Origin of the sequence: Photobacterium sp., assembly GCF_033720175.1 — a bacterium.
Lineage (GTDB): Bacteria > Pseudomonadota > Gammaproteobacteria > Enterobacterales > Vibrionaceae > Photobacterium.
The window spans coordinates 350,148-372,283 of sequence record NZ_JAWWDA010000002.1 but is presented as its reverse complement, the minus strand read 5'-3'; the positions used below and the strand labels follow the sequence as shown (position 1 = coordinate 372,283).

The following is a 22,136-nucleotide window of genomic DNA, read 5'->3' as shown; positions in this document are numbered from 1 at the left end:
GCCCCTCAAGAATGGAAAATTCACCGGATCAGATACTAACAGTGATAACGTAACGACCAAAACCACGTTTCATTACTCATCTGGACCCATTACTGATAAAAATGGACAAATAATCGGCAAACAAGCAAAATTAGTGCCCACAGGCTATGATTATTACTCTATAATCTGCCACCGTATTTTTAGTCCGGCTTGTATTACATTTGGTGGTTTAACGACACGTCAATATTCAATATATGGGTAATTTAGCCGTCTGCTTTAGGAACAAAGAATGTCATTTTCATCACAAAACTTTTCTCCGGAAATTGTGCGCGCCCTTACTGAATGTGGTTACGAAAAGTTAACTCCGATTCAGAAGCAGGCTATCCCACACGCTCGTCGTGGACATGATATCCTTGCCAATGCACAAACAGGGACAGGTAAAACTGCCGCATTTGCTTTGCCTATTATCCAGCAGATCTGCAACACCCCTAAGCCGAGTAGCCGTTTCAATGTTCGTGCTCTTATCCTCGCTCCGACTCGTGAGCTAGCGGCACAGATCGCAAAAAACATTGAAGACTACACCAAATATGTTTCAGTCAATGTTGCTGCTATTTACGGCGGCACCAAAATGTCATCTCAAGAGAAAAAGCTGGAACAAGGCTTAGATATCCTGGTAGCGACCCCGGGCCGTTTGCTTGAGCACCTGGAACTGAAAAATGTTTCTCTGGCAAACCTGGAATTCCTGGTTTTCGATGAAGCCGACCGCATGTTGGACATGGGCTTTATTACAGACATTCGCACGATCATGAGCGATATTCGCTCCCGGCCTCAGACGATGTTGTTCTCAGCAACCTTCTCTAGCCAGATGAACAAGCTATCAACCGAAATTCTGCGTAAACCTAAGCGTATTTCTGTTGACCGCGAGAATGCCACTGCAGATACTGTTTCGCATGTTGTTTACCCTGTTGATGAAGATCGCAAGCGCGAGTTGTTATCTGAACTTATCGGCAAGAAAAACTGGCAGCAAGTGCTGGTTTTCGTGAACTACAAAGAAACAGCAAACATGCTGGTTGAAGAACTGAAACTCGATGGTATTAAAACCGTACTGTGTCATGGTGACAAAGCACAGAGTGCCCGTCGTCGTGCCCTGGACGAGTTCAAAGAAGGCAAAGCCCGCGTGATGGTCGCAACTGAGGTTGCTGCCCGTGGTCTTGATATTCAAGGTCTGCCACATGTGGTGAACTATGATATGCCGTTCCTGGCCGAAGACTATGTGCACCGTATTGGCCGAACCGGCCGTGCCGGTCAAAAGGGTCACGCTGTCTCTTTTGTCAGCCGCGAAGAAGAATTAACCTTGGTACAGGTAGAAACACTGATTGGTCAGCGCATTCACCGCGTACAGCTTACCGGCTATGAGCCTGCCAGCCGTGATGCGCTGCTACAGAAGATGCAGACCAAATCGGCATTCAAAGATCGCAAAGGCCGTACTAACAACCCAACCGATCAATCTGCGGCAGAGCGTCGGGTCAAATTACGTCAGGCGATTAAAAACAAAGCTAAAATCACGACTATGAAGAAATAATTTACGTGAAATAGCCTAATACTAGGTATAACAAATACATAGTAAAAATAGAACGCTGATTAGCGACTGCTTATCAGCGTTTTTTTGATCAGTCGATAGCCATATCTATCAGGATAAGATCAGTTTTGGGTATCGCTCAGATAGCGCTTTAATGCCGCCCCCGGAATAGAACTTTTCGTTGCAACGGCGAATGATGCCCACATTGCGCCCTCCGACATCGCATCCGTAATCGATGACTCCTTTAGCAAACCGTTAATTAAGCCAGAAGCAAAGGCATCACCAGCCCCAGTCGTGTCGATAACGTCTGCTGATACCGCGGGAACATGAAACTGTTCATGCTCGGTATAAGCCGTCGCCCCCTTCTCACCATCGGTGATAATGAAATAGCGCAAATGGCTTCCTGCGATTTGCTGACCATATTGCCACACTGACAGTTCACGCCCCGATCGCCAAGTACGGCCTGCCATATCAGACTCAGATGAAATCAACACGTGACAAGGCCGAGAGCGCTCATCTTTGGCTAACTGGGCGACAACCAGGGTTTTATCCAATGCCGCTTCAGCCCAGATCTCACCACCTAAAGCCGATGAGTTAATATACAGCGCATCCCATTGGGTAAAATCAGGTGCGTTACCCAATTTAAAAACAGGCCGTTCAGGGCGAATAATGGTTCTTTCGCCATCAGGCGTCATCATCAAGATTAATTCAGGCGTCACGACATCATTTCGTTGCAACAGGTGACAATCTAAACCTTGCAAGCTGGCTTCTGCCAATAGCCAGTCTGCGGTTTCATCCCGACCAACCTGGCTGACTAAAGCCACACGGTGTCCCGCCCATATCAAGCCTAAACCTGTATTGGCCCCACCCCCACCTAATCGTCGACCAGCATCTTTATAATGGTGACGCCCTCCCATGATCAACGGTCTATCAAGCTGTAAAACGCGGTCACAATTTAAGTTAGCTAACAGAAGAATATTCGCCATAATTACTCGTTTTCCTGCGTTCTCGTCATTAAATGGAGCAGGTGCATCCCTAATACCGATCAGTACAATTTTTTGGTTAGTCTTAGATTAGATCATGAAAGAGGTAAAAACGCGAGGTCGCGCTACCCATTCCGGAAAAAATTGGTAGCGCGGTCTTTATATGAGGCAAGAGTTAATTAACGTTCAACAATAATCCGCGTATGGATTCTCTTGCGGCAATGGGATTGCCTGTTCAAACTCAGAAAGACGTAACTCATTTTGTGTCATCGATACCGACGTTTCATCCATTACACTTTCACCAAAATGATAGCGAATGGTTTCATTACCCAGGCAAGCTTCTTGATCGCAGATCTCGGTACGCGCCTTGATCTCGACATTCCTATCATAATAAGCCGCCAGCGCATCAGCGCCATATTTAGCCAGTAACATCTCAAGGCTCTGAGCCGGCGATAACACCAGACCGGTTGCATTATTACCACCAAAACCTTTGGCATTAAGGATCACCGCTTTATAGTCATCCCCTTTCTGACCCGCAAAAACATGATCTGTCAGAATATTCAGGTTCGACTGGTGTACATCATCAGCGATATGATCGATGGTTTGAATGCCCGGGATCCAGCCATATTGCCAAACACCTAACGAAGCAATTAACTGATCGCCCGCAGCGACACTCATCGAGTGACCGACATACGATTTAATCGCGGTAACCGGCCAGTTATCAATGGCAAAGGTTTTCGCTACTTCATTCAGAATATGGCTCTCGGTAACACGGTTCTGCGGTGTGCCGGTACCATGCGCCTGAACATAGGTCTGCTTGACGCCAGCTTCACCGAGGATCGCTTTCGCCAGAGCTGTCGCTTTAGCAACCGTTACGTAATTACCAACACCCGGCGCTGAGATGGATTTTTTGTTGGCATCAGCATTGATAAATACATCAGCGACCGAACCATATATATTAAGCCCCAGCGTTAAGGCCAGCTCATCATCCATCAACACCACAAACTGGGCAGATTCTGCCATCGTAAAGCCGGCATTCGAGGAAAATGGTCGACATGCACGGCTGTTATCAACCGTATCGCTATTATCTAATGCTTTTAATTGCTCATCTTCGGCCAACGCGCCCATCACGCGGAAACCTTCCATGATTTCGGCAACAACCGGCGCTTCTGCATTACCCACAATCGCGACTTTAGATTTGCCATGCTGAATGTCATGCATTCCCTGACGCAAGTTATACAGGAAGGTTGCACAAGCCCCCATATTTGTACCAGTGGTACCAACGCTGTTAATCACGTAACCATTAATAAAATCTGCAGGCATTTCTGCAAATGATAAAGCCATCATCTTCGTACTGACACGGCCGCCGGTTAATGGCGCAGCCAGCATACCCGCCAGTGATTGATCGTCGATTTGCCCCAGCCCGCTACCGGCATACACAGACACTTCGTCTGGCTTGATATGCTGAAGAACCTCTGACCAATCCACCCCCAGTGAATTCAGGGCATCCGACGCGCCGTAAACGGTCAGCTTCAAACCCCGGGGGTGGAAACGGGAGTTATACCGTGTACCCGGGTCGAAACCGGCAGGAATATTACCGCCGCTGCTCACAGGAAAAGTCACACGATCTTCCAGCAGCGCATCCAGGTTACCGTTTACCGTCACGGTCACTTTGCTGCCCTGCTCTTCCACGATCCAGTTGTCCGGGATCACAGCAGGCAGTTTGGACTTTCGTAATGTGAACGAAATCTGATCGTTTTCTGAGCTTAATGCGGTTTTGTATTGATATAGCAAGTTCTCAGGATCAAAGGAGTCAATTCGACGCACCAGCGTACCCGCTTTAATCGCTGCGATAATATCCTCACTGACAGCGCCGTCATTGACGTCCGCACCGTTATCCAGCCCCATGCGGCGAGCCAGATCCTGCCAGGTCATATTCATCTCATCTGCGGTTAATACATCGGCGACCATACGCTTATAACTGTGAAAGCCTGAACTACGGCCAGCAGCGTTAATGCCACCAAAACCAACGATAAGAGGTAACTTAGTCATTCTGAACCTATATCAAACATTGTTTTAAACAGAAGGATATCAACTTACACTGGTTAATCACCTTGCAAATATGCCAAAATCACTGCCATTCAGGCCGGAGAGATATTTTGGCATTATTTATATGAACGAGAGTGAATAGATGAAAGTGGGATTTGTCTTATACCATCGTGCTCTGATCACCGGCGTATCGCTGGCTGCCGAAATGCTGAGCAGCGCCGCAAGTTTACGAGAACGAAAGCAACAACGTGACAACCCTTTTGATATCAAACTGATCGCCCCTTCTTTGACGTCGCCCAAACTTACCGCAGGGATCAAGCTTCAGCCCGATATGACCTTTGAAGACGAACACATTTTCGATATCGTCGTACTGCCCCCTATGTGGGGAAATCCGATATCATCGCTCAGCCATACCCCCGAGATCGTTCCCTGGTTGATCAGGCAATATCAGCATGGCGCAAAACTGGTCGCGACCGGCACCGGTGTCTCCTGGCTGGCTGAAACCGGATTACTTAATAATCAGGTCGCAACAACCCATTGGTATTTTTATGAAAAGTTTGCAGCGCGTTATCCCCGTGTACAGCTGAACCGACAAGCTTCGATTACGGCTGCCAACGGCCTGTTCTGTACCGGCAGTATTAACTCCCAGTCAGAGATGATTTTGTATTTGATCGCAGAAAACTTTGGTCAGAAGATAGCTAATACCATTGAAACTCATTTCGGCCATGAAATTTCGAAATCAGCGCAACAGCCTTTCTACCAGATTGGCGGGCAGGTGCAGTTTGATGAGTCCATTGCGCTTGCTCAAGACTGGATGAAACGAAATTTGTCACAATCGATGACCGCTCAAAGTGTGGCGATCCAATGCGGGTTGCCGCTCAGAACCTTTAATCGAAAATTCAAAGAACAGGTTGGCCAGTCTCCCCATCAATATCTGCAAAAAATAAGAATGGAAACAGCACAACAGTTATTACGAGATTTTGGTATGTCGGTACAAGACGTGGCAGAGCAAGTCGGCTACAAAGATGCCTATCATTTTTCGACCCGATTTCAGCAACAGTTCAGTATAACCCCAAGCAAGTACCGGAAAATGGTCAAAGCCAAAATCTACAATGCAGAGTGATCATACTAAAGTCACTAAAAACGCCAGCGAGGGTGTAAGAACAACCATACGTTGAAATAAAAGTAACCATACCTTGAAATAGCTTACTAAAGCATACCATGCTTTAGTAAGTTTACTTTCTATGAAAAAGCGCCCCCTAAAAAACTCGTCAACTAAAAACATATCTCGTTTTGTAAGCATCAAAACTGACTCTATCCATACCGTAAAGTCCGATCTAGAGTTCGATGCATGTTTCCATTTTGAATTTGCTCTTCAAATATTGTTGTATGAAGCACAACGACAACATGCGCGAGATGAGATGAGATGAGAAGGGGATTAAAAGTCCTTACTGAGGATGACATCCAAGTTTACCCTCGGCTGGACATTCAAAAATATGATTACAACATTGTCATTATTGCGTCAGAGAAATGTCAGCGCCTTACTTCATAATTATCAACGTAAGATAAAAAAAACAGGCATAGGCCTAAACAATGAATTAAGAGGAAAAGTGCTATGACTACCACTAAAACTATTATTGCTTCAGGCTTACTTCTTTTATCAGGTACAACCCTGGCCGATATAAGAGTCGCGGACACCCACAATGGTGCATGGGTCTCAGTGTCACACGACGGTTCACCAATTCAAGGTGCAGAAGTGACAGTAAAAAACGTACCACAACAAAAAGCAACCTATATCACAGATGAAAATGGACGAGTATTCATTCCGTTAACCCTTGAAAACTCTCGCTCAATTAAATATCAAGTTACTAAACCTGACGCAACAACCTCAGAATCCCGCTTTGCATTTCACTCGACTAACAAGTAGTAGAAAACACCTCAAGATTACACAGCCACAGTCTTGAGGTGTTTCACTTCTCATCCGTTACAATTAATTCGCCACGATACATTTGCATCTGGCAGGTAAAACTATATTCACCAGGCTCTCTGGGAGGCAGAAAAACATCCTTATTTTTGTCCCGTGGTAACTTCTCACTGATATCGAAATCGGCAATGTTGCCGGCTTGCCTGCCTGTAAGCGAATACGTGATGGCTCATAGGTACCGTTTTCAACCGTTATCGTGATCACTCCCTCATCGGCAGTAACCTCTTTCGGTTTATATAGCCAAAACCACCAAACAATTAAACTGATTAGCGACAGCCCAGCAGAATAATTATTATCATATAATGTCATCCCGTTAATGCTCTTGTGCCTTGAACAGCCGTAAGCGGTTAGCATTACTGACTACCGTTAACGAAGAAAAATCCATCGCCGCACCAGCAATCACAGGGCTTAGCAGCACCCTGAAGAACGGCTAAAAATTACTGCCCAGTAGTTCCCGATGCTATATAGATCATTCCGCCATAATGGGTTTCAAAAGACATTTCCTTAAAATAGTGCTCAACAGACACCCATGGACGGACACTGAAGTACTCAGGTGTATAGCCGAACTGCCCACCGAGTTTCAGTACAATTTTAATTAGCCATAACGGCAGATTTTCTGGCTGTTTTCCGTCAAGGATCGATAAATGTCCATCAGGCTTAAGCGCATCCGCCACAGCTTTTATCACCTGGTCATATTCAGGAATATAGCCCAGTACGCCAGTAACAAGCACCGCATTTAACGGCTGCGGAAACTCATATGCCGCAATATCTGACTGAATCAGTTCTACATTCTGCCAGCTGTTTTGTTCAACTCTTTTCCTGGCGATATCCAGCATGCCTGGCGTTAGATCCACACCAATCAGACGCCCTTTTTCCCCAATTTTCTCAAGCAGCAAAGGAAAGTTCAAACCTGTTCCGCAGCCGAGCTCGACGACGACATCTCCGCGCTTCAATGACAACCGTTCAATAGCTATCGAACGATAGGTATTCATTCTTAGTCCGATCAGCCTGAAAAGAAGTGTTGTAAAGTCATAGTTCTTTGCACCAGCTTGATATAATCTCTGAACATCTTGCCTTGATAGCATCGATCTTTCCTTTGGTTATGCTGCCAGCGCTGTAGCTAGATTTCAGTTTAGCACCCGCCCTTTAAAAATAGAAAGGTGATGAAGCGGCTACACTAGAAAATATGTCAACGATTCTCCTGACTAGATCTTCCTGACGCCAATGGTCACAAATACCTTACTCTTCATTGCCATCACATTAGCTCTTTACTCGCTGGTGAAAAATATAAAATCACACTATTTCCCGGCCCCGGCATTTTACATACTGATAGGCGTTATAATTGGCCCGCTGGCATTGAATTGGTTAACGCCATCCGACTCCTTAGCATGGATTGCTGAATCTACTGTTGTATTCATGCTCTTCTCTGCAGGGCTTGAAATTAGGTGGCACAATTTTTTCAAAGCGATAAAACCCGGTCTTCTGGTGGGGTTGATGGGTATAGCCATCAGCTTCACACTCGGTACTATCGTCGTTATTTCTCTTACTCAGAAGCTCGATGAAGCACTCTATGTCGGTGCAGCTTTATCAGCAACAAGTATCGGACTGAGCATCCCATTACTGACTCGCTTCAATCTACTAAACAGCAATGCCGGGCAAATTTTACTGGCCGCAGCAGTAGTCGATGATGTCGCTGCGCTTTATTTGCTTTCTGTGTTACATGCCAGCTTCACATCAGACAACAGCATGATTTCGATAATATTATCTCTGTTAGCGGGTATGTTGAGCCTGGGCCTGGCTGTCTTAATTGTCTCGCTATTTAATTCTTATCTCATCAAAAAGATACCTGAAAGACATAAAGCACTGCGCCGGATACTGACAGCTAGCATTGTCGGGGCCAGCGCTTTCGGTACACACCATTTCGGTCTGTCTGCCGCTGTCGGTGCGTTTGCCGCCGGTGCAACCATGTCCTTTTCAGTTTGCTGTGTCCGCTCTCCTGACGAAGCTTTCTTTGATAAGATTTCTGGCTTCCTTGCACCCTTTTTTTTCTTCAACATTGGCCTGCAGATCACCCAACTGGACATGCATAGCCCCCATATGATTCAGCTTGGAACCTTAGTGTTGATTGCCGCAATCGCAGGTAAGCTACTTAGTCCATGGATTCTTATTAACAGTACCACTGCAAATGAGCGCAATATTATTGGCTGGGCACTGGTACCTCGTGCAGAAGTCGCTATCGTCATCGCCAGTGTAGGAATGCAGCAAGGCCACCTCGGGCACCACAGTATGATTTCTATTGTCTTTATGACTATGTGTACAGCAATTTTGGCCCCCGTGGTGATGCCCCTCATCGTTCAGAAAAGCCGATAACTTTCGCTAAAGCATTTTGTTATAGATTGTTGCTAATAACCAAGCAATTACGCCTGCGCTCAAGCTCCAACCGACCAGTCCCACCAAAATGCCGATAAATGATATTTCCCAGCCCAGCTGGGCTAAGTTCATATGTACCATATCTCCAGAGGTAGCCATCATCATTTCAGGCATCCCCAAAACCAATAGCGAACAAATGATCCAGACAATTGAAAAGCTAAGTGACGAAGCAATAGCAAATTTCACAGCATTAAGAGACATTTCTTCCTCCCCATATGATTCCTTGGCCCAACCTGTTCTACATGAATTCTTTCATTACCTTGTTCCCCAATCCCTTAAAACAAGGTAATTTTATTCAATGCACAATGACCAAAATCTGTCCCTAAGATGACAATATTGTCATCTTTATGTAACGTCGTTTACTATGGCTTCCTATTGCTTGCCAGTGTCAGTGAAAAGATAGTGATACCGCCTGAAGAGCTGGCTGCAATCTCACCACCATGAGCGGCAACAATAGATTTAGTGATAGCAAGCCCCAAACCGACCCCATCCGATTTACCGTGCGTTCTGGACTTATCAGCCCTGTAGAAACGTTCAAACAAGTGAGGTAAGTCCTCCGGAGAGATCGTTTCCCCCTGATTCTCAACCTCAACAATAACTACTTCTTTTTTTGGGATAATTCTGATTTCCACATAGCCACCATCCGAGCTATGGCGCAATGCATTCGATATCAAATTACCGAAGGCACGGCGCAACATAAGCCTATCCCCCTTAATCTGGGCTGCGCCTCTCAAGCGAAGGGTGACACTTTTTTCTTCCGCCAGAGCATCATAGAACTCAAACAACTCACAGACTTCTTTCTCGACCGGAACATGCTTAGGGGTTGCCAGTAATAAGCCGTTATCAGATTTTGCAAGGTACAGCATATCAGCAATCATCCGGGCCAGACGTTCAAACTCCTCCGAATTTGACGCAAGAATGTCCTGGTATTCCCGGGCGGTACGAGGCCTAGATAGCGAGACATGGGTCTGGGTCATCAGATTACTGATAGGTGTGCGTAATTCATGGGCAATATCTGAAGAAAAATCAGATAACCGCTTAACAGCTCCTTCCAGCCGCTCTAGCATTTGGTTAAGCGTTACCGACAAATCCGCGATTTCTATCGGCATCGTATCGACAGGCATACGGTGATCCAGGTGGGTAACCGTCACCGACTCCGCACGCTTCCTCAATATTTGCAGAGGAAGCAGCCCTCGCTGCGTTGCAAACCAACCTAAAATTCCGCTTACTATCCCTGCGACAACAATAAATTTGATTAATGTATCTTTAAAACTATCCAAAAACTGCCGGTGATGATTGATATTAATAGCGATTGTCACAATATATTCGGTAGCAACCGGAAGCTCCGTCAATATATGAAATCGCATGCCTCGGTATAGTTCATCATTATCCGACCATTCAAAAATCATCTGCTCATCATCAAGATAATATGCAGTGACATCATCAGGAAAATTCACATTTGGTGATGAGTAAATAACCCTGTCTATATTGGTTACATTAGTGACTAAAATATGATGCTCTTCAAATATATCTCCGAGCTGGCTAGACAGTATTGATAAATCATTATTTAGCTTACTTCCGTGAACAAAATCCTGCACAACAAGTGCCTTATCGTTCAGGATTGTCCGATCCTGCTCAATGAAGTGCTTGTCTATTGCAACATATATCAACCAGCCCAGAGAGGTTAATACGATCATTGAAGCAGCAGAGAAAAAACAAGTTAACCGAAATGACAGCGAGCGCTGAAGAATCACTCCTCCTCCGGTATTTCTAGCACATAGCCCATACCACGAATAGTTTGGATCAGCTTAGGCTCAAATGGCACATCCACTTTATTGCGTAACCGGCGTACAGCTACATCAATAACATTGGTATCACTATCAAAATTCATATCCCAGACCTGAGAAGCAATTAAAGACCGTGACAATACTTCTCCCTGACGACGCATGAACAGTTCTAACAGCGAAAACTCCTTGGCCGTTAGCTCTATTTTCTTCCCGACCCGATATACGCGTCGTCTCAGCAGATCAAGCTCCAAATCAGCAATCACTAACGTCGTCGGCTCTGAAGCTATAGTACGCCCTCGTTTCAAAATTGAACGAATGCGGGCCAATAACTCGGTAAAGGCAAAAGGTTTAACCAGATAATCGTCAGCACCGAGTTCTAGTCCTTTAACCCTATCTTCCACCTGATCGCGTGCTGTTAGAAATAATACCGGGGTATCTCGGTTGCTGCGTCGTAGTGTTTGTAATAATTGCCAGCCGTTTAGCTCAGGTAACATTACATCAAGCACAATCAAATCGTATTCATCCGTCAAAGCAAGGTGCAAGCCATCAACGCCATTCTGAGCCAGATCGGTAACAAACCCGGATTCTGCCAAACCCTGACGTAAATATTCACCGGTCTTAGGTTCATCCTCTACGATTAATAGTTTCATTTTTATACCTTTTTTAGTTCAACAGCAGTTTACCAAAACTTTAGCCCTCTAAGTGCGACATGACAAAATTGTAATGTTAAAAATCTGTATAGCGTCAGGCTTTCCACGGCTTTCTTACCGCAATAAAAAAGCACTATCGCTAAGGACAATGCCAATCAATGCAATCCGGATATCTCGGGCAATGAGCGCTAAAACCAGAAACGTATACCAGCCAACCAGCTGATCTCATCTGTTTGTTTCCCTGCATCCTCAGCCATGGATTTTGTATCACCAAACTTAGCGGCCCACTCCACGCCAAGGTAGGGTGAAAATTGCCGGGAGAACTCATAACGCATGCGCAAACCTAACGAACCGTCAGTTAGACGCTGCCAAGCCCAGCGTCCGAGCACATCGGCTGTTACCAGGAAGCTTACGCGTTGTGCAGGCTGTACCGGCACAGTATGACGGCGAACCTGAAATTGACCACCAGGCGTTTCTAATTCACTCCACATCCCATGCAAATGCATCGGGTGTGTCATCATTGTATCGTTATGAAGAATAATGCGGACCCGCTCGCCATATCTGAAATGCACCGGCGTACTTTGGCCGAACTCCAGTCCGTCGAATGACCAGGTATAACGTTCCATATTACCGGTCAGATGGAGCTCAAGCTCACGCTCGGCCATTCTGTTATCAAGTAGGCCACCGATAGACGAAAGATCCGCCAATGTCAGCACTCTCCTGCCGTTATTGCGCAAACCAATACCGGGGTCATCCAGATTTGTTCTCGGCATATCTACCCGCATATCCGTACTCGGACCATATTCCGTATGCGCGTGACGTACTTTAGTAGTTGGCTTATGCCGTGTATTTTCAATCATGAATTCCTGACTATGGCCCATCGCTGAATGATCCATAGTGCTATGATTATCAGGACTATGATCCATCGGCGTCATTGTTACCCCATGCAGCATAGCTGAGTGATCCATTGCTCCCATCATATCGGTCATCGTTAACCACTTCGCGCGATCAAGCGGAGGTACGGATGCCGTAAGCCCCGGACGCTCAGCAAGAGTCCCTCGAGCAAAACCTGTCCGGTCGATGGATTGGGCAAAAATCGTGTATGCCCCGTCTTTAGGTTTGACAATAACATCGTAGGTTTCACCCGGACCGAACCTGAATTCGTCTACCGATACGGGCTCAACGATAATAGCTCCGTACATCCCCGTTATTTTCTGCATTGCCGAATGGGAGTGATACCAGTATGTGCCGGACTGTTTGAGAGTAAATCGATAGGTAAAAGTACTATTGGGAAGGATACCGGGGAAACTGATACCTGGTACACCATCCATTTGAAACGGCAGCAAAATTCCATGCCAATGAATCGAAGTAGTCGCATTCAGCCTATTCTTGACTCGGATGGTAACGGTATCTCCCTCTTTTAATCTCAACGTCGGGGCGGGAATAGAGTGATTAATCGCCGTCGCGATTCACACCTGGCCATTGAAATTAACTAGCGCTTCCGAAACCTCGAGATTAATTTCGGTGCCGCTAAGTACCGGGGCACTTCTTGTCAAAGCATACCTAAGCCCGTGAATATTTGTCGCTTGAGGGCTCTTTAACGGCCAAAAAGCAAAAGCTCCGACCGTAGCAGCCCCTGGACAAAACGTCTTCGAGAGCAGGTCTTAGATAACGTTGCTGACTGCTTCACTTTCATTAGTTACCTCCTTTGGGAGATAGTCAAATTATAGCCAAAGCACCAAATACCCCTTCTGCTATTGCCTACTTCCGCTTGCTTCCTGGAGGCGGTTTATGGCAACTCCAAGGCTCATGGGCAGCGTTATCTTTCACATTCTGATCGACAAATTGATAGTAGCTTCCCTTCATTCGGGACCACCAGTTATCAGCTATACGTAAGCCGCATCCATTAATCACGTCTTCAATCAAGTTAATATTGCAGTGCGAAGCATCATAGATAACGATTAGCTCAGAACGCTTTTCATCAACAGAAACTTGATCCATTCCCTGCAAACTGTCTATTGCTGCTATTAGCTGAGCAGTATTATCAGCCGTCAGCCCCACGATTTTTATTAAGCGCTCAACGCAATTCACTTCATTAACACCCGGGCGGTGTTTATCTGTGCTCATAGTGAACTCCTTCGTCTTGCAACGAAACTAAGGTGAAATATCAACGGAAATTGGCGAACTAGGTTCCTGGTTATTTCCACACCGCTTTGACATCAAAGCCGCTTAGGAAACCAACCTGGGGTATTCTCCATATACTGAAGATATTCATTGCCGAATTCCTGAATTGAGTTTTTCTCTTCACGTCTGGCAAGGCGTACATATAACACCACAAGGATTGGAAACATAACTAGGGTAGGAATTGTAGGCCACTGTAATAAGAAGCCGAACATGATAAGAATAAAAGCAACATATTGCGGATGCCGACAGCGAGCATACCATCCAGTCTTTGCAAGAACATATTCTTGCTGAGCTCGATGAAGTACACTCCACGCCGTTGCTAACATATAGAAGCCAAAGAAAATAACAAGCATACTCAATATATGTAACGGGTCCCAATGGGGATTACCCTCGAAACCCAACAAAGTATGCCATAAATGCCCGTTTTCATGGGCAAAAAAGTCAACATTGGGAAATTGCTCAGTCAACCAACCAGACAACAGATAGATAGTCAGCGGAAAGCCGTACATTTCTGTGAACAAAGCGACAATGAATGCCGAAAAGGCACCTAAGCTGCGCCAGTCGGTCTGGCTTTTCGGTTTAGCAAAACTAAAGGCAAAGAAGATGAAGATTGCTGAGTTCATCAACACCAATCCCCAGAGCCCGTAATCACTTCCCTCGTTCATCATTTTTACCCTCGTTTGAAGCCGAGTTTTGAGCCTGCCGCCTACCCTCTTCCAGACCTTTCTTGTAAGCATCCTTAACAATGCCTGAAGACGGAGTCTCACCTCGCTTCTCAGATTCACCATGATGAGCATTATGATGATGGCCATGACCACGATGCATAAAAATATGCATGACAGGACATAATAGAAGAATTAGTAATGGCAAATACTCAAAGACATGCTCGCGATGTTCGGCTATGAGGAAATAACTAACAGCTGCTATCAAAGCGATAGCAGACCAACCACTCGGCGTTGTCCAAAAAGAACGTGATTGCCTTGCCATTAGCTGTCCCCATGGAACTTATGATCTTCGGCAGTTGAAGGTAACTGGGTATGGATCCAATAAAGGTTGTCGACAGCTTCAATAGCAACCAGTCCTTCTGCATCCGCATTAACATGCGCAATTTTAACAATGAGCTTGGCGATTTTTTCCGCATTCTCTGCAATGGTATAAATATTCAACTGGATATGTTTGATCATGTGCTCTTCATTTATGGCATTAAAATAGTTTCCACGACCATACACTTCATTAACAGTAAAACCTGTAATACCATGCTTGAACAGGCTAGCTTTCACAGCACCCAATCGAAGTTCATCGAATATCGCAACTACCTTCTTGAAAGTCATTAGTTATTCCTCACTGAATTTATGCTCTGTTACTCTAAGTGTAGAAGCCGCCTACGTCGCACTTTCATTTCTAGTTAAAACAAAGCCTCGACTTCAATCATGAATATCAATGATATGGCAGATTATTAACCTGAGTGGCTTTGCAACAAACGCTATATACAACTATTTACTATACGAATCAGTACTTTCACTAGACTGACACCAAGATGACAATTCTGTCATCTTGGTGTCAGTTTATATAACAAAGTAGTCATTGAATCTGAAAGGTACCTGGCTGACCTTGGCCTAACGCCAAGTTCTAACATTTAGCCAGGCTCGGCTATGATCTTATGGCTGTTTCTACACATGTACCTAAGTTATCCCAATATGCAGGATTCAGAATGATGTCAGCCAATTCAAAGAAAATATACGAAGGAAGGAATGGGCCTTTTGAGGTAACTTGGGGATATCGTCAGCAGGTACCACTAAAAACGCCAGCGAAGGGAAATAACTGGCGTTTAATATTTGATTTTTAATCTGGAGTTCCGAGTAGCGTTTCACAGTGAATCGCTACTAACCTCAAAACTTGCGGCTCTGGGTGATGTCTTCACATTCACCGTCAATCACGGTGTGAGATTCTGCCATATTGGCTTTGGCATAAGAGCCCGCTTGGGTATCTCGGGTTCGTGAGGAGTCCGCTTGCGAATAGCCTGCCTGCGCATACGCCATTCTTTTTTTAATCAATGGTCTGGTTAATAACGCTGCAACGGCAATAAACAGCCCCAGGATTGCAGCAAATGACACGGTGAAAAGGCCAACGACCAAAGCAATAAAACCAGCAATAAGATTTCTCATATTCGTGCCTCTTTTCAATAATTCAATTCAGGCTTCCAGCCTGTAACAGTTCAGTTAATACCCACACTACTTCAATACAGCATATCTGAGAAAGATGAATCAATCATGAACAGAAGCCATATTCTGCATGCTTATGATGGAGTGCGCGCTTTCAGTGACTCAAGCAATTCTCGACATCAAAAACCGCAGCGACTTCTGATGTCTGACTTTCAGAATAGCTACGGTATTGAATTCAGCAGTTGTATTTACCTATGGCTGAGAACTGCCCTTCAGTTTTGGCCTTATCACTAAAGTAATGCCGTCAACGGCAATCACTTCGACCAGCGTACCGGCATCAATCTCAACATCCGATCGAACTGCCCAGGTGGTATCTCCCAGCTTCATCCGGCCCGGGCCGACTGGGACCGGCTGGTCCAGTATACAGATCTGACCAACCAGTTGCTCGGTACGCCTGTTCAATGTCCGGTGTTTATCCTCGGCACGATCCTGACGGTGTTGATAGCGCCACCATAACCAGGTAGTAAAAAGAGAAAACACCACAAATGTCAGCCATTGAACTGACCAGCTCAGTGGCATAAATGACATAATTAACCCAACCAGAACAGCTGATATACCCAGCCAGAGCAAATAACCAGCAGTTCCTAAAAGCTCAAATGCCAGCAATGCTAAACCGAAAGCCAGCCAATGCCAGCCATTCATCTGTTCAAGCAATTCAATCATGCTTTTGTCCCTTTCGATGGTTCTGATTTGGAACTCAGCAGTTCAGCAATTCCCGCCACAGATCCCATTAAACCCGTCGCTTCAAGTGGCAACATAATAACTTTGCCATTTTCAGACTGACCAATAGATTTCAATGCGTCGGTATAACCCTGTGCGATAAAGTAGTTTATAGCTCTAACATCACCTTGGGCTATCGCTTCAGAAACCATTGTCGTTGCCCTTGCTTCCGCTTCGGCTGCTCGCTCGCGGGCTTCCGCCTGAAGAATTACCGCCTGCTTGTCGCCTTCGGCTCGTAAAATTTCAGACTGCTTATGGCCTTCAGCCCGAAGAATTTCGCCCTGACGAACCCCTTCCGCTTCCAAAATATCGGCACGCTTGTTACGTTCCGCCTTCATTTGCGCATTCATCGCCGCAATAAGATCCGCCGGTGGTTGAACATCTCGGATCTCAATTCGAGTGACTTTAACGCCCCAAGAATTAGTCGCCTGATCAACAATTGCTAATAATCGGGTATTAATGGTATCTCGTTGCGACAACATTTCATCCAGTTCCATCGAGCCCAATACTGTACGCATATTTGTTAAGGTCAGATTACGAATGGCATGTTCGAGATCATTCACTTCATAGGCTGCTTTTGCCGCATCAATGACTTGAATAAAACAGACAGCATCAATGGTCACACTCGCATTATCACGAGAAATCACTTCTTGGGCAGGAATATCGAGTACTCGCTCCATCACACTAATCTTGTTTCCGATCCGATCAAAAAACGGCACAATCAGATTTAAACCAGGGTGGATGGTTTTGGTATATCGGCCAAAGCGCTCTACTGTCCAATGACTTCCCTGAGGAACAGTTTTGACACCTGACGCAATAAAGACAATAGCAACAACTATAAGCACACCGAGTGTGATTAGCGTATCGTATGGCATTTCGTTTCTCCTAGACTAAAACCGAAAAGAGCAAAAGAGTCGTCAGGATACCGATTTATATGCCGATATTGAATAATTGGTTTGTGCTATCGCTGGATTTGTTAGGTCAGATCAATGAATTAGAGTAATTTGAATATAACAGGCAAGGTTCACTAGGTCTAGAGAATCACACTCAGCAGAACCCGTTCCGTGTATGAGGGAAATTTAATTTTTACTCGCCAGCGTCCTAATTATCAAACAGACAGAGGTATTTACTGATGATCCAACTATTGCATAACGCTCTGACTGCTTTTAACTACCCAAATCGAGACTGTTACCCGCAGCAAGGACGTGATGTCAGTAACCTTGAAGCCGTAGAATATTATTTAACGCAAGCAATCGCCCTAGCGCCGAAGCGACAAGACTTACAGATCACCTTGGCGAATATGCAAACCTTTCGCGGTAACATAGAGCTCGCATTGCACTCCTACCAACAAGCCCTTTCGTCGGCAACATCAACATCCGATAAAAAATCGGCCCTGGTTTACCTGACGGTATGGCACTACTACCAAGGCAATTTTCCCGAGTCCCGGCAGTACCTCGAACAGCTCGTTACGGCGGATAAGCCCTTAGCTGATAAGGTAGCATGCTTATTGAGTAAAATTGAAGGCATTGTGTCGACGCCTGTTCACTATTGGCATGGTGAGTTGCGAGAAAGTGAGTTCCCCGCTGAAGATGAGCATTTCAACCATGCCATCATCACATTAGGGTTCAAGCTAAATGATGATGGCTCAATAGCTCCCCAGCTATTGCAACGACTGAGCCTCACTGTAGATCTCTCAAAGCGATACCCACACAGTGTCATCATAGTCACCGGCGGACTAGAAAAAGCGGGAATAACTGAGTCACAGGCCATGAAAGCCTGGCTGGTAGATCACGGGGTCTCAGGGAACCGTGTCATTGAAGAAGATCAGGCCACCAATACCATAGACAATGCCCGGTTCAGCTTAGCACTACTGGAACGTCACCATATCCATCGCGCAACGCTGGTCAGTGCGTCCATTCATGTTCATCGATCACAGGTATTGTTCGACACGCTGCAATGGCGAGAAAGGCATAGCACAATCCATTTTACCCATTGCGCAGTCGAAGACGGCCTGCTCTCTTTCACATACCCGGAAGGTAAAGTGAAGCGTGATTGCTATATTGACGCCCTGCGCTGCTTTGGCCTGCCCGCCTTCAACTGCTCTCCGCTCATTCAGCTTTAAATTACAACCCCCAGAAAATGGAGGTAACGCTGGCAATTGTACAATTCGGGCTGGGCGGATTGGCATTGACTGCCTATCGAGGCAGAACGCTGCCATCCCCGACAATCTGAACATGAAATGGCATTTAATATACCGAAAAGTTGGGTGAAATCGCATCAGAGCATCTCCGTTCGGAGATACTCTGACAAGCAGCATGATATGGCCTAATATTAAAGTCATTTATGTCTCAGTCTCAGTGCGTTAAACTTCACGCCAAGTTGCAACATCCACAAACAAATAAGCACTGGTGACAACATGCATGACACAGCAAGCGTAACAAGTCTTACGCCGTCACCGGTTACATACCCCATTCTGTTAGCTTGTGTTTTTAGTACCCCATTTTGTACCCCACATAGCACAGCGGAAATAAAAAAGAGTTATAGATCAAATGAGTAGTCAGACAATCCAGTGGTTCCCGGGCCACATGCACAAGGCTCGAAAAGAAATCGAAGAAGTACTACCAAAGATCGATGTCATCATTGAGGTACTTGATGCGCGTATTCCTTTCAGTAGTGAAAACCCGCTGATCAAAACTTTCCGAGAAAAAAACGCCAAGCCTGTCGTTAAAGTGCTGAACAAGCGAGATCTGGCCGATCCCGAAATGACCCAGATGTGGATTGAACACCTTGAAAAAGAACAAGGTGTCAAAGCGATTGCCATCACCACAGAAAATATCAACGAAGTCAACAAAATCACCGAGCTTTGCCGTAAGCTAGCCCCTGGTCGTGAAGAAATGGGCAAAAATATTCGCACCATGATCATGGGTATTCCGAATGTCGGTAAATCGACCATCATTAATACTTTGGCTGGTCGTTCCGTTGCTGTAACGGGTAACCAACCAGCGGTAACTCGCCAACAGCAGCGTATTAACCTACAAAACGGCATCGTGCTGTCTGATACGCCTGGGATCTTATGGCCTAAAGTTGAGAACCCACACAGTGGTTTCCGTCTGGCGGCAACAGGTGCCGTTAAAGATACTGCCATGGACTACATGGATGTCGCTTTTTTCACAATTGAATATTTGGCTGCCGCTTACCCGGACTTAATCAAAGCCCGTTACGACCTTGATGATGAATTACCTGAAACTGATATCGAGCTGATGGAAGAAATTGGCCGCAAGCGGGGTTGTCTACGTCCCGGTGGCCGTATCGATTTACACAAAGCATCAGAAATTCTGATCAACGAACTGCGTAACGGTACTTTGGGCAAGATCACCATGGAACGCCCTGAGATGATCACCGAAGAGCTGGTCAATGTGGCCATTGAAGCCGAGCTTAAGAAAGAACAGCAAATTAAAAAGAAAGAAGAGCGCAGAAAACGCTACTTAAAGAACAAACGCTAGGCTATATCAGTTATCAACTTAGCATCAAAAAATAACCAAAGCCGTTCAGCTATTATCATAAACAATAGCTGAACGGCTTTTTGTATTGGCCTTACTAAAAACGCGCTCAAAATGTATTTTGACAATACTAATTATTACCGTGTTCAAACGAAATTTTTCTGACTAAAAATCAATTCATATTCCACCGGTAAACAGAGATTAAATTTTCGGCCAAGCATGCATTTTTATGTAATAGCACGATGACCAATATTTTTTTCCAGAAAGCAGCTCACACTATAAATGAATATTTTAGTAGATTGACCTTATTCTGCTCTGATGGAATATCGATAGTGATATATTGCTTCTTCACCAAGATAGTCGGCCACTATTAAGCGTATCTTAGAGGAAATAATGAAATTACTTCACGGCATGCTTTGGGCCCTTATTGGACTAAGCCAATTAACCCCATCATTACTCAATGCGCAGCCATTTACTGATGATACAAGTCAAATTTTAGCCGATTACCTTACCCACCAAAATAAATATGGCCGTTTTAGCGGCAATATATTGATTGCAAAAGGCAATGACATTGTTTTTGAACACTCTGTCGGTTTTGCCGATGTTCAGTCTCAACGCAATATCTCAAAAAACAACTTATTCAAAGTCGGTTCTATTACCAAGCAACTGACAGCCGTTGCGATTCTTCGCCTTCACGAACAACAAAAGCTGTCTATTGATGAGCAGATCTCCCGTTATTTCCCAAAATTAAAAAACGGTAATAAGATCACCATAGCCATGCTTCTTAACCACACATCAGGGCTTGGCAGAGACACATCCTGGCGTGAAGAAAATACCTCATGTCACTCAACGCACTTGCTCAAGCGCATCACAACGACGTCAAAAACCTATCCACCAGTACTCATGTATAACTACAGTAATGCGGGTTATCACTTATTAGGTGGGATCATAGAGCAGGTTACAGGTGTCAGTTACAACGATTACATTACGCAAGAATTACTTCGCCCGCTTGGAATGAAAGACAGTTCGATGAAACTTACGTTATCGTTCCAATTAGCAAAATCTTATGAACTGTCAGGGATCGTTAATGCCTACATTACACCAGCAGGTTGTGCGTGGTCAGCTGGCGAGCTGATTTCCACCAGTAGGGATTTGTATATTTGGAGCCGAGCCCTTACCCGTGGTCACATCATATCGCCTGAGTTAGTACAGCTAATGTTTGACAACCAATATGGCATATTTGCGAGAGAGATCGGTGGGGTCAATTACTATGAGCATAACGGTGCTATCGATGGCTTTAAGACCGTATTAGTCCATGAGCCCAAACAAGGACTAACCGTTGTTGCACTGAGTAATTTCAGCAATACCAATATTGATTTACTGACATTTGATCTTATCAGGATCTTAGACGGGAAAAATCCAATCAACAAAGTGATACCTCAAAAAACCAACTTGGCTATGTGGCAAAATGATATTGATGTGATTGGAAATTATCGGGACAAATATGGCGTACCTTTACAAGTCAGATACACGGATGGGCTACTAATGGCAAAAGTGAATCAATTCAATATTCCACTCGTGATACAAAACAAAAACAGTCTCATGGCAAAAGGGATAGATAATCGAATTCGTATCAACCGAAATGACAATGATACAACCCGCGAAATTATCATTTTCTCTCGTGATGGTCGCTATCTTTCCCGCTTCCAGCGTATTGAATGATCCTGGCGATCTTGAACCGTGTCCCTACCAAACAGCGAAATCGATTGTTGTTACATTATTTGATGGTGGTTGTTTGCCAGATAGCACTTCTGAAATTGCCTCACTCCCCCCGCAACATAGCTAGCTCGAGAACTCCGAGCGATAATAACCCCATATTAAATAATTTTCGGCTAACTCACCAATTAGTCAGAAAAACATTCATTTATAACACTAAACATTAGCGATGAAATGAATGTTGTGAAATCACTGATTTTCTCGTCATGTTCATTTAATAACAATAACTTAATTAACCTTATTGCTCATAATCGGCAGTCATAATTCATCTTGTTCTAAATGTAAAATAGTCC

21 protein-coding genes and 2 pseudogenes are annotated in these 22,136 nt (G+C 45.0%); 7 read left to right on the top strand and 16 right to left on the bottom strand.

All coding sequences use genetic code 11. The features are described from left to right. Window positions 1–268: 268 nt before the first annotated feature. Window positions 269–1,561: a DEAD/DEAH box helicase gene (locus R3289_RS04285; RefSeq protein ID WP_318924249.1), complete on the top strand. Its 1,293-nt coding sequence runs from the start codon at window positions 269–271 to the stop codon at window positions 1,559–1,561. A gap of 119 nt (window positions 1,562–1,680) precedes the next feature. Here the strand turns inward: R3289_RS04285 and R3289_RS04280 are convergent, their stop codons facing one another. Together R3289_RS04280 and R3289_RS04275 are read right to left on the bottom strand one after the other, a co-directional pair. Beyond that, complete coding sequence (locus R3289_RS04280; protein ID WP_318924248.1) at window positions 1,681–2,544, bottom strand: PfkB family carbohydrate kinase; 864 nt, start codon at window positions 2,542–2,544, stop codon at window positions 1,681–1,683. A 183-nt stretch (window positions 2,545–2,727) separates the two neighbouring features. Continuing rightward, on the bottom strand, window positions 2,728–4,593 hold the full coding sequence (locus R3289_RS04275) for a beta-ketoacyl synthase (RefSeq protein ID WP_318924247.1): 1,866 nt from the start codon (window positions 4,591–4,593) through the stop codon (window positions 2,728–2,730). Window positions 4,594–4,732: 139 nt separating this feature from the next. Between R3289_RS04275 and R3289_RS04270 the strand changes: the two genes are divergently transcribed. Beyond that, entirely contained in the window at window positions 4,733–5,713 is a 981-nt protein-coding gene (locus R3289_RS04270; protein ID WP_318924246.1) for a GlxA family transcriptional regulator, read from the top strand. A gap of 492 nt (window positions 5,714–6,205) precedes the next feature. After that, complete coding sequence (locus R3289_RS04265; protein WP_318924245.1) at window positions 6,206–6,517, top strand: hypothetical protein; 312 nt, start codon at window positions 6,206–6,208, stop codon at window positions 6,515–6,517. Between the two features lie 43 nt (window positions 6,518–6,560). On the opposite strand, the pseudogene R3289_RS20530 reads toward R3289_RS04265, so the two are convergent. Together R3289_RS20530 and R3289_RS04260 are read right to left on the bottom strand one after the other, a co-directional pair. Continuing rightward, window positions 6,561–6,883: pseudogene (locus tag R3289_RS20530) on the bottom strand (cupredoxin domain-containing protein). Window positions 6,884–7,011: 128 nt separating this feature from the next. Further along, entirely contained in the window at window positions 7,012–7,659 is a 648-nt protein-coding gene (locus R3289_RS04260; RefSeq protein ID WP_318924244.1) for a class I SAM-dependent methyltransferase, read from the bottom strand. Between the two features lie 139 nt (window positions 7,660–7,798). Here R3289_RS04260 and R3289_RS04255 point away from each other — a divergent pair, with 139 nt between their 5' ends. Next, complete coding sequence (locus R3289_RS04255; RefSeq protein ID WP_318924243.1) at window positions 7,799–8,944, top strand: cation:proton antiporter; 1,146 nt, start codon at window positions 7,799–7,801, stop codon at window positions 8,942–8,944. A 6-nt stretch (window positions 8,945–8,950) separates the two neighbouring features. Here R3289_RS04255 and R3289_RS04250 read toward each other — a convergent pair whose 3' ends face one another. The 12 genes and pseudogenes from R3289_RS04250 to R3289_RS04195 all read right to left on the bottom strand — a co-directional run bounded on the left by R3289_RS04250 (window position 8,951) and on the right by R3289_RS04195 (window position 17,442). Continuing rightward, window positions 8,951–9,205: a DUF5676 family membrane protein gene (locus R3289_RS04250; RefSeq protein ID WP_318924242.1), complete on the bottom strand. Its 255-nt coding sequence runs from the start codon at window positions 9,203–9,205 to the stop codon at window positions 8,951–8,953. A gap of 161 nt (window positions 9,206–9,366) precedes the next feature. Further along, a complete protein-coding gene (locus R3289_RS04245; RefSeq protein WP_318924241.1) occupies window positions 9,367–10,758 on the bottom strand; it encodes a heavy metal sensor histidine kinase in 1,392 nt (463 codons plus the stop codon). Next, window positions 10,755–11,441, bottom strand: a complete 687-nt coding sequence (locus tag R3289_RS04240; protein ID WP_318924240.1) for a heavy metal response regulator transcription factor — start codon at window positions 11,439–11,441, stop codon at window positions 10,755–10,757. The genes R3289_RS04245 and R3289_RS04240 overlap by 4 nt, the downstream gene beginning before the upstream one ends. Window positions 11,442–11,629: 188 nt before the next feature. Further along, window positions 11,630–11,830, bottom strand: coding sequence for a copper resistance protein B (locus tag R3289_RS04235; RefSeq protein WP_318924293.1), 201 nt, complete (start codon window positions 11,828–11,830; stop codon window positions 11,630–11,632). After that, window positions 11,810–12,874: pseudogene (locus tag R3289_RS04230) on the bottom strand (multicopper oxidase domain-containing protein); the annotation flags it as partial. The gene R3289_RS04235 and the pseudogene R3289_RS04230, both read right to left, overlap by 21 nt. Before the next feature lie 328 nt (window positions 12,875–13,202). Continuing rightward, complete coding sequence (locus R3289_RS04225; RefSeq protein ID WP_318924239.1) at window positions 13,203–13,568, bottom strand: cation transporter; 366 nt, start codon at window positions 13,566–13,568, stop codon at window positions 13,203–13,205. Between the two features lie 92 nt (window positions 13,569–13,660). After that, a complete protein-coding gene (locus R3289_RS04220) occupies window positions 13,661–14,293 on the bottom strand; it encodes an isoprenylcysteine carboxylmethyltransferase family protein (protein ID WP_318924238.1) in 633 nt (210 codons plus the stop codon). Beyond that, complete coding sequence (locus tag R3289_RS04215) at window positions 14,274–14,612, bottom strand: DUF2933 domain-containing protein (RefSeq protein WP_318924237.1); 339 nt, start codon at window positions 14,610–14,612, stop codon at window positions 14,274–14,276. The genes R3289_RS04220 and R3289_RS04215 overlap by 20 nt, the downstream gene beginning before the upstream one ends. Further along, the gene (locus tag R3289_RS04210; RefSeq protein ID WP_318924236.1) at window positions 14,612–14,956 is read right to left on the bottom strand and encodes a P-II family nitrogen regulator; all 345 of its coding nucleotides are present in this window, start codon (window positions 14,954–14,956) and stop codon (window positions 14,612–14,614) included. Before R3289_RS04210 ends, R3289_RS04215 begins: the two co-directional genes overlap by 1 nt. Before the next feature lie 558 nt (window positions 14,957–15,514). Further along, window positions 15,515–15,790: a hypothetical protein gene (locus R3289_RS04205; RefSeq protein WP_318924235.1), complete on the bottom strand. Its 276-nt coding sequence runs from the start codon at window positions 15,788–15,790 to the stop codon at window positions 15,515–15,517. A gap of 249 nt (window positions 15,791–16,039) precedes the next feature. Continuing rightward, the gene (locus tag R3289_RS04200; protein ID WP_318924234.1) at window positions 16,040–16,510 is read right to left on the bottom strand and encodes an NfeD family protein; all 471 of its coding nucleotides are present in this window, start codon (window positions 16,508–16,510) and stop codon (window positions 16,040–16,042) included. Beyond that, a complete protein-coding gene (locus R3289_RS04195; RefSeq protein ID WP_318924233.1) occupies window positions 16,507–17,442 on the bottom strand; it encodes an SPFH domain-containing protein in 936 nt (311 codons plus the stop codon). The genes R3289_RS04200 and R3289_RS04195 overlap by 4 nt, the downstream gene beginning before the upstream one ends. A 257-nt stretch (window positions 17,443–17,699) precedes the next feature. Between R3289_RS04195 and R3289_RS04190 the strand changes: the two genes are divergently transcribed. From R3289_RS04190 to R3289_RS04180, 3 genes are all read left to right on the top strand, one after another. Next, window positions 17,700–18,689, top strand: a complete 990-nt coding sequence (locus R3289_RS04190; protein WP_318924232.1) for an ElyC/SanA/YdcF family protein — start codon at window positions 17,700–17,702, stop codon at window positions 18,687–18,689. A 427-nt stretch (window positions 18,690–19,116) separates the two neighbouring features. Then, window positions 19,117–20,070, top strand: a complete 954-nt coding sequence (gene ylqF, locus R3289_RS04185) for a ribosome biogenesis GTPase YlqF (protein ID WP_318924231.1) — start codon at window positions 19,117–19,119, stop codon at window positions 20,068–20,070. 390 nt (window positions 20,071–20,460) lie between these two features. After that, window positions 20,461–21,789 (top strand): serine hydrolase domain-containing protein, encoded by a 1,329-nt coding sequence (locus tag R3289_RS04180; protein ID WP_318924230.1) that lies wholly within the window; start codon window positions 20,461–20,463, stop codon window positions 21,787–21,789. The last annotated feature ends 347 nt before the right edge of the window (window positions 21,790–22,136 follow it).

Coding starts and splice junctions, on each gene's coding strand:
- R3289_RS04285 (WP_318924249.1), top strand. CDS start 269: ATGTCATTTTCATCACAAAACTTTTCTCCGGAAATTGTGCGCGCCCTT.
- R3289_RS04280 (WP_318924248.1), bottom strand. CDS start 2,544: ATGGCGAATATTCTTCTGTTAGCTAACTTAAATTGTGACCGCGTTTTA.
- R3289_RS04275 (WP_318924247.1), bottom strand. CDS start 4,593: ATGACTAAGTTACCTCTTATCGTTGGTTTTGGTGGCATTAACGCTGCT.
- R3289_RS04270 (WP_318924246.1), top strand. CDS start 4,733: ATGAAAGTGGGATTTGTCTTATACCATCGTGCTCTGATCACCGGCGTA.
- R3289_RS04265 (WP_318924245.1), top strand. CDS start 6,206: ATGACTACCACTAAAACTATTATTGCTTCAGGCTTACTTCTTTTATCA.
- R3289_RS04260 (WP_318924244.1), bottom strand. CDS start 7,659: ATGCTATCAAGGCAAGATGTTCAGAGATTATATCAAGCTGGTGCAAAG.
- R3289_RS04255 (WP_318924243.1), top strand. CDS start 7,799: ATGGTCACAAATACCTTACTCTTCATTGCCATCACATTAGCTCTTTAC.
- R3289_RS04250 (WP_318924242.1), bottom strand. CDS start 9,205: ATGTCTCTTAATGCTGTGAAATTTGCTATTGCTTCGTCACTTAGCTTT.
- R3289_RS04240 (WP_318924240.1), bottom strand. CDS start 11,441: ATGAAACTATTAATCGTAGAGGATGAACCTAAGACCGGTGAATATTTA.
- R3289_RS04225 (WP_318924239.1), bottom strand. CDS start 13,568: ATGAGCACAGATAAACACCGCCCGGGTGTTAATGAAGTGAATTGCGTT.
- R3289_RS04220 (WP_318924238.1), bottom strand. CDS start 14,293: ATGATGAACGAGGGAAGTGATTACGGGCTCTGGGGATTGGTGTTGATG.
- R3289_RS04215 (WP_318924237.1), bottom strand. CDS start 14,612: ATGGCAAGGCAATCACGTTCTTTTTGGACAACGCCGAGTGGTTGGTCT.
- R3289_RS04210 (WP_318924236.1), bottom strand. CDS start 14,956: ATGACTTTCAAGAAGGTAGTTGCGATATTCGATGAACTTCGATTGGGT.
- R3289_RS04205 (WP_318924235.1), bottom strand. CDS start 15,790: ATGAGAAATCTTATTGCTGGTTTTATTGCTTTGGTCGTTGGCCTTTTC.
- R3289_RS04200 (WP_318924234.1), bottom strand. CDS start 16,510: ATGATTGAATTGCTTGAACAGATGAATGGCTGGCATTGGCTGGCTTTC.
- R3289_RS04195 (WP_318924233.1), bottom strand. CDS start 17,442: ATGCCATACGATACGCTAATCACACTCGGTGTGCTTATAGTTGTTGCT.
- R3289_RS04190 (WP_318924232.1), top strand. CDS start 17,700: ATGATCCAACTATTGCATAACGCTCTGACTGCTTTTAACTACCCAAAT.
- ylqF (WP_318924231.1), top strand. CDS start 19,117: ATGAGTAGTCAGACAATCCAGTGGTTCCCGGGCCACATGCACAAGGCT.
- R3289_RS04180 (WP_318924230.1), top strand. CDS start 20,461: ATGAAATTACTTCACGGCATGCTTTGGGCCCTTATTGGACTAAGCCAA.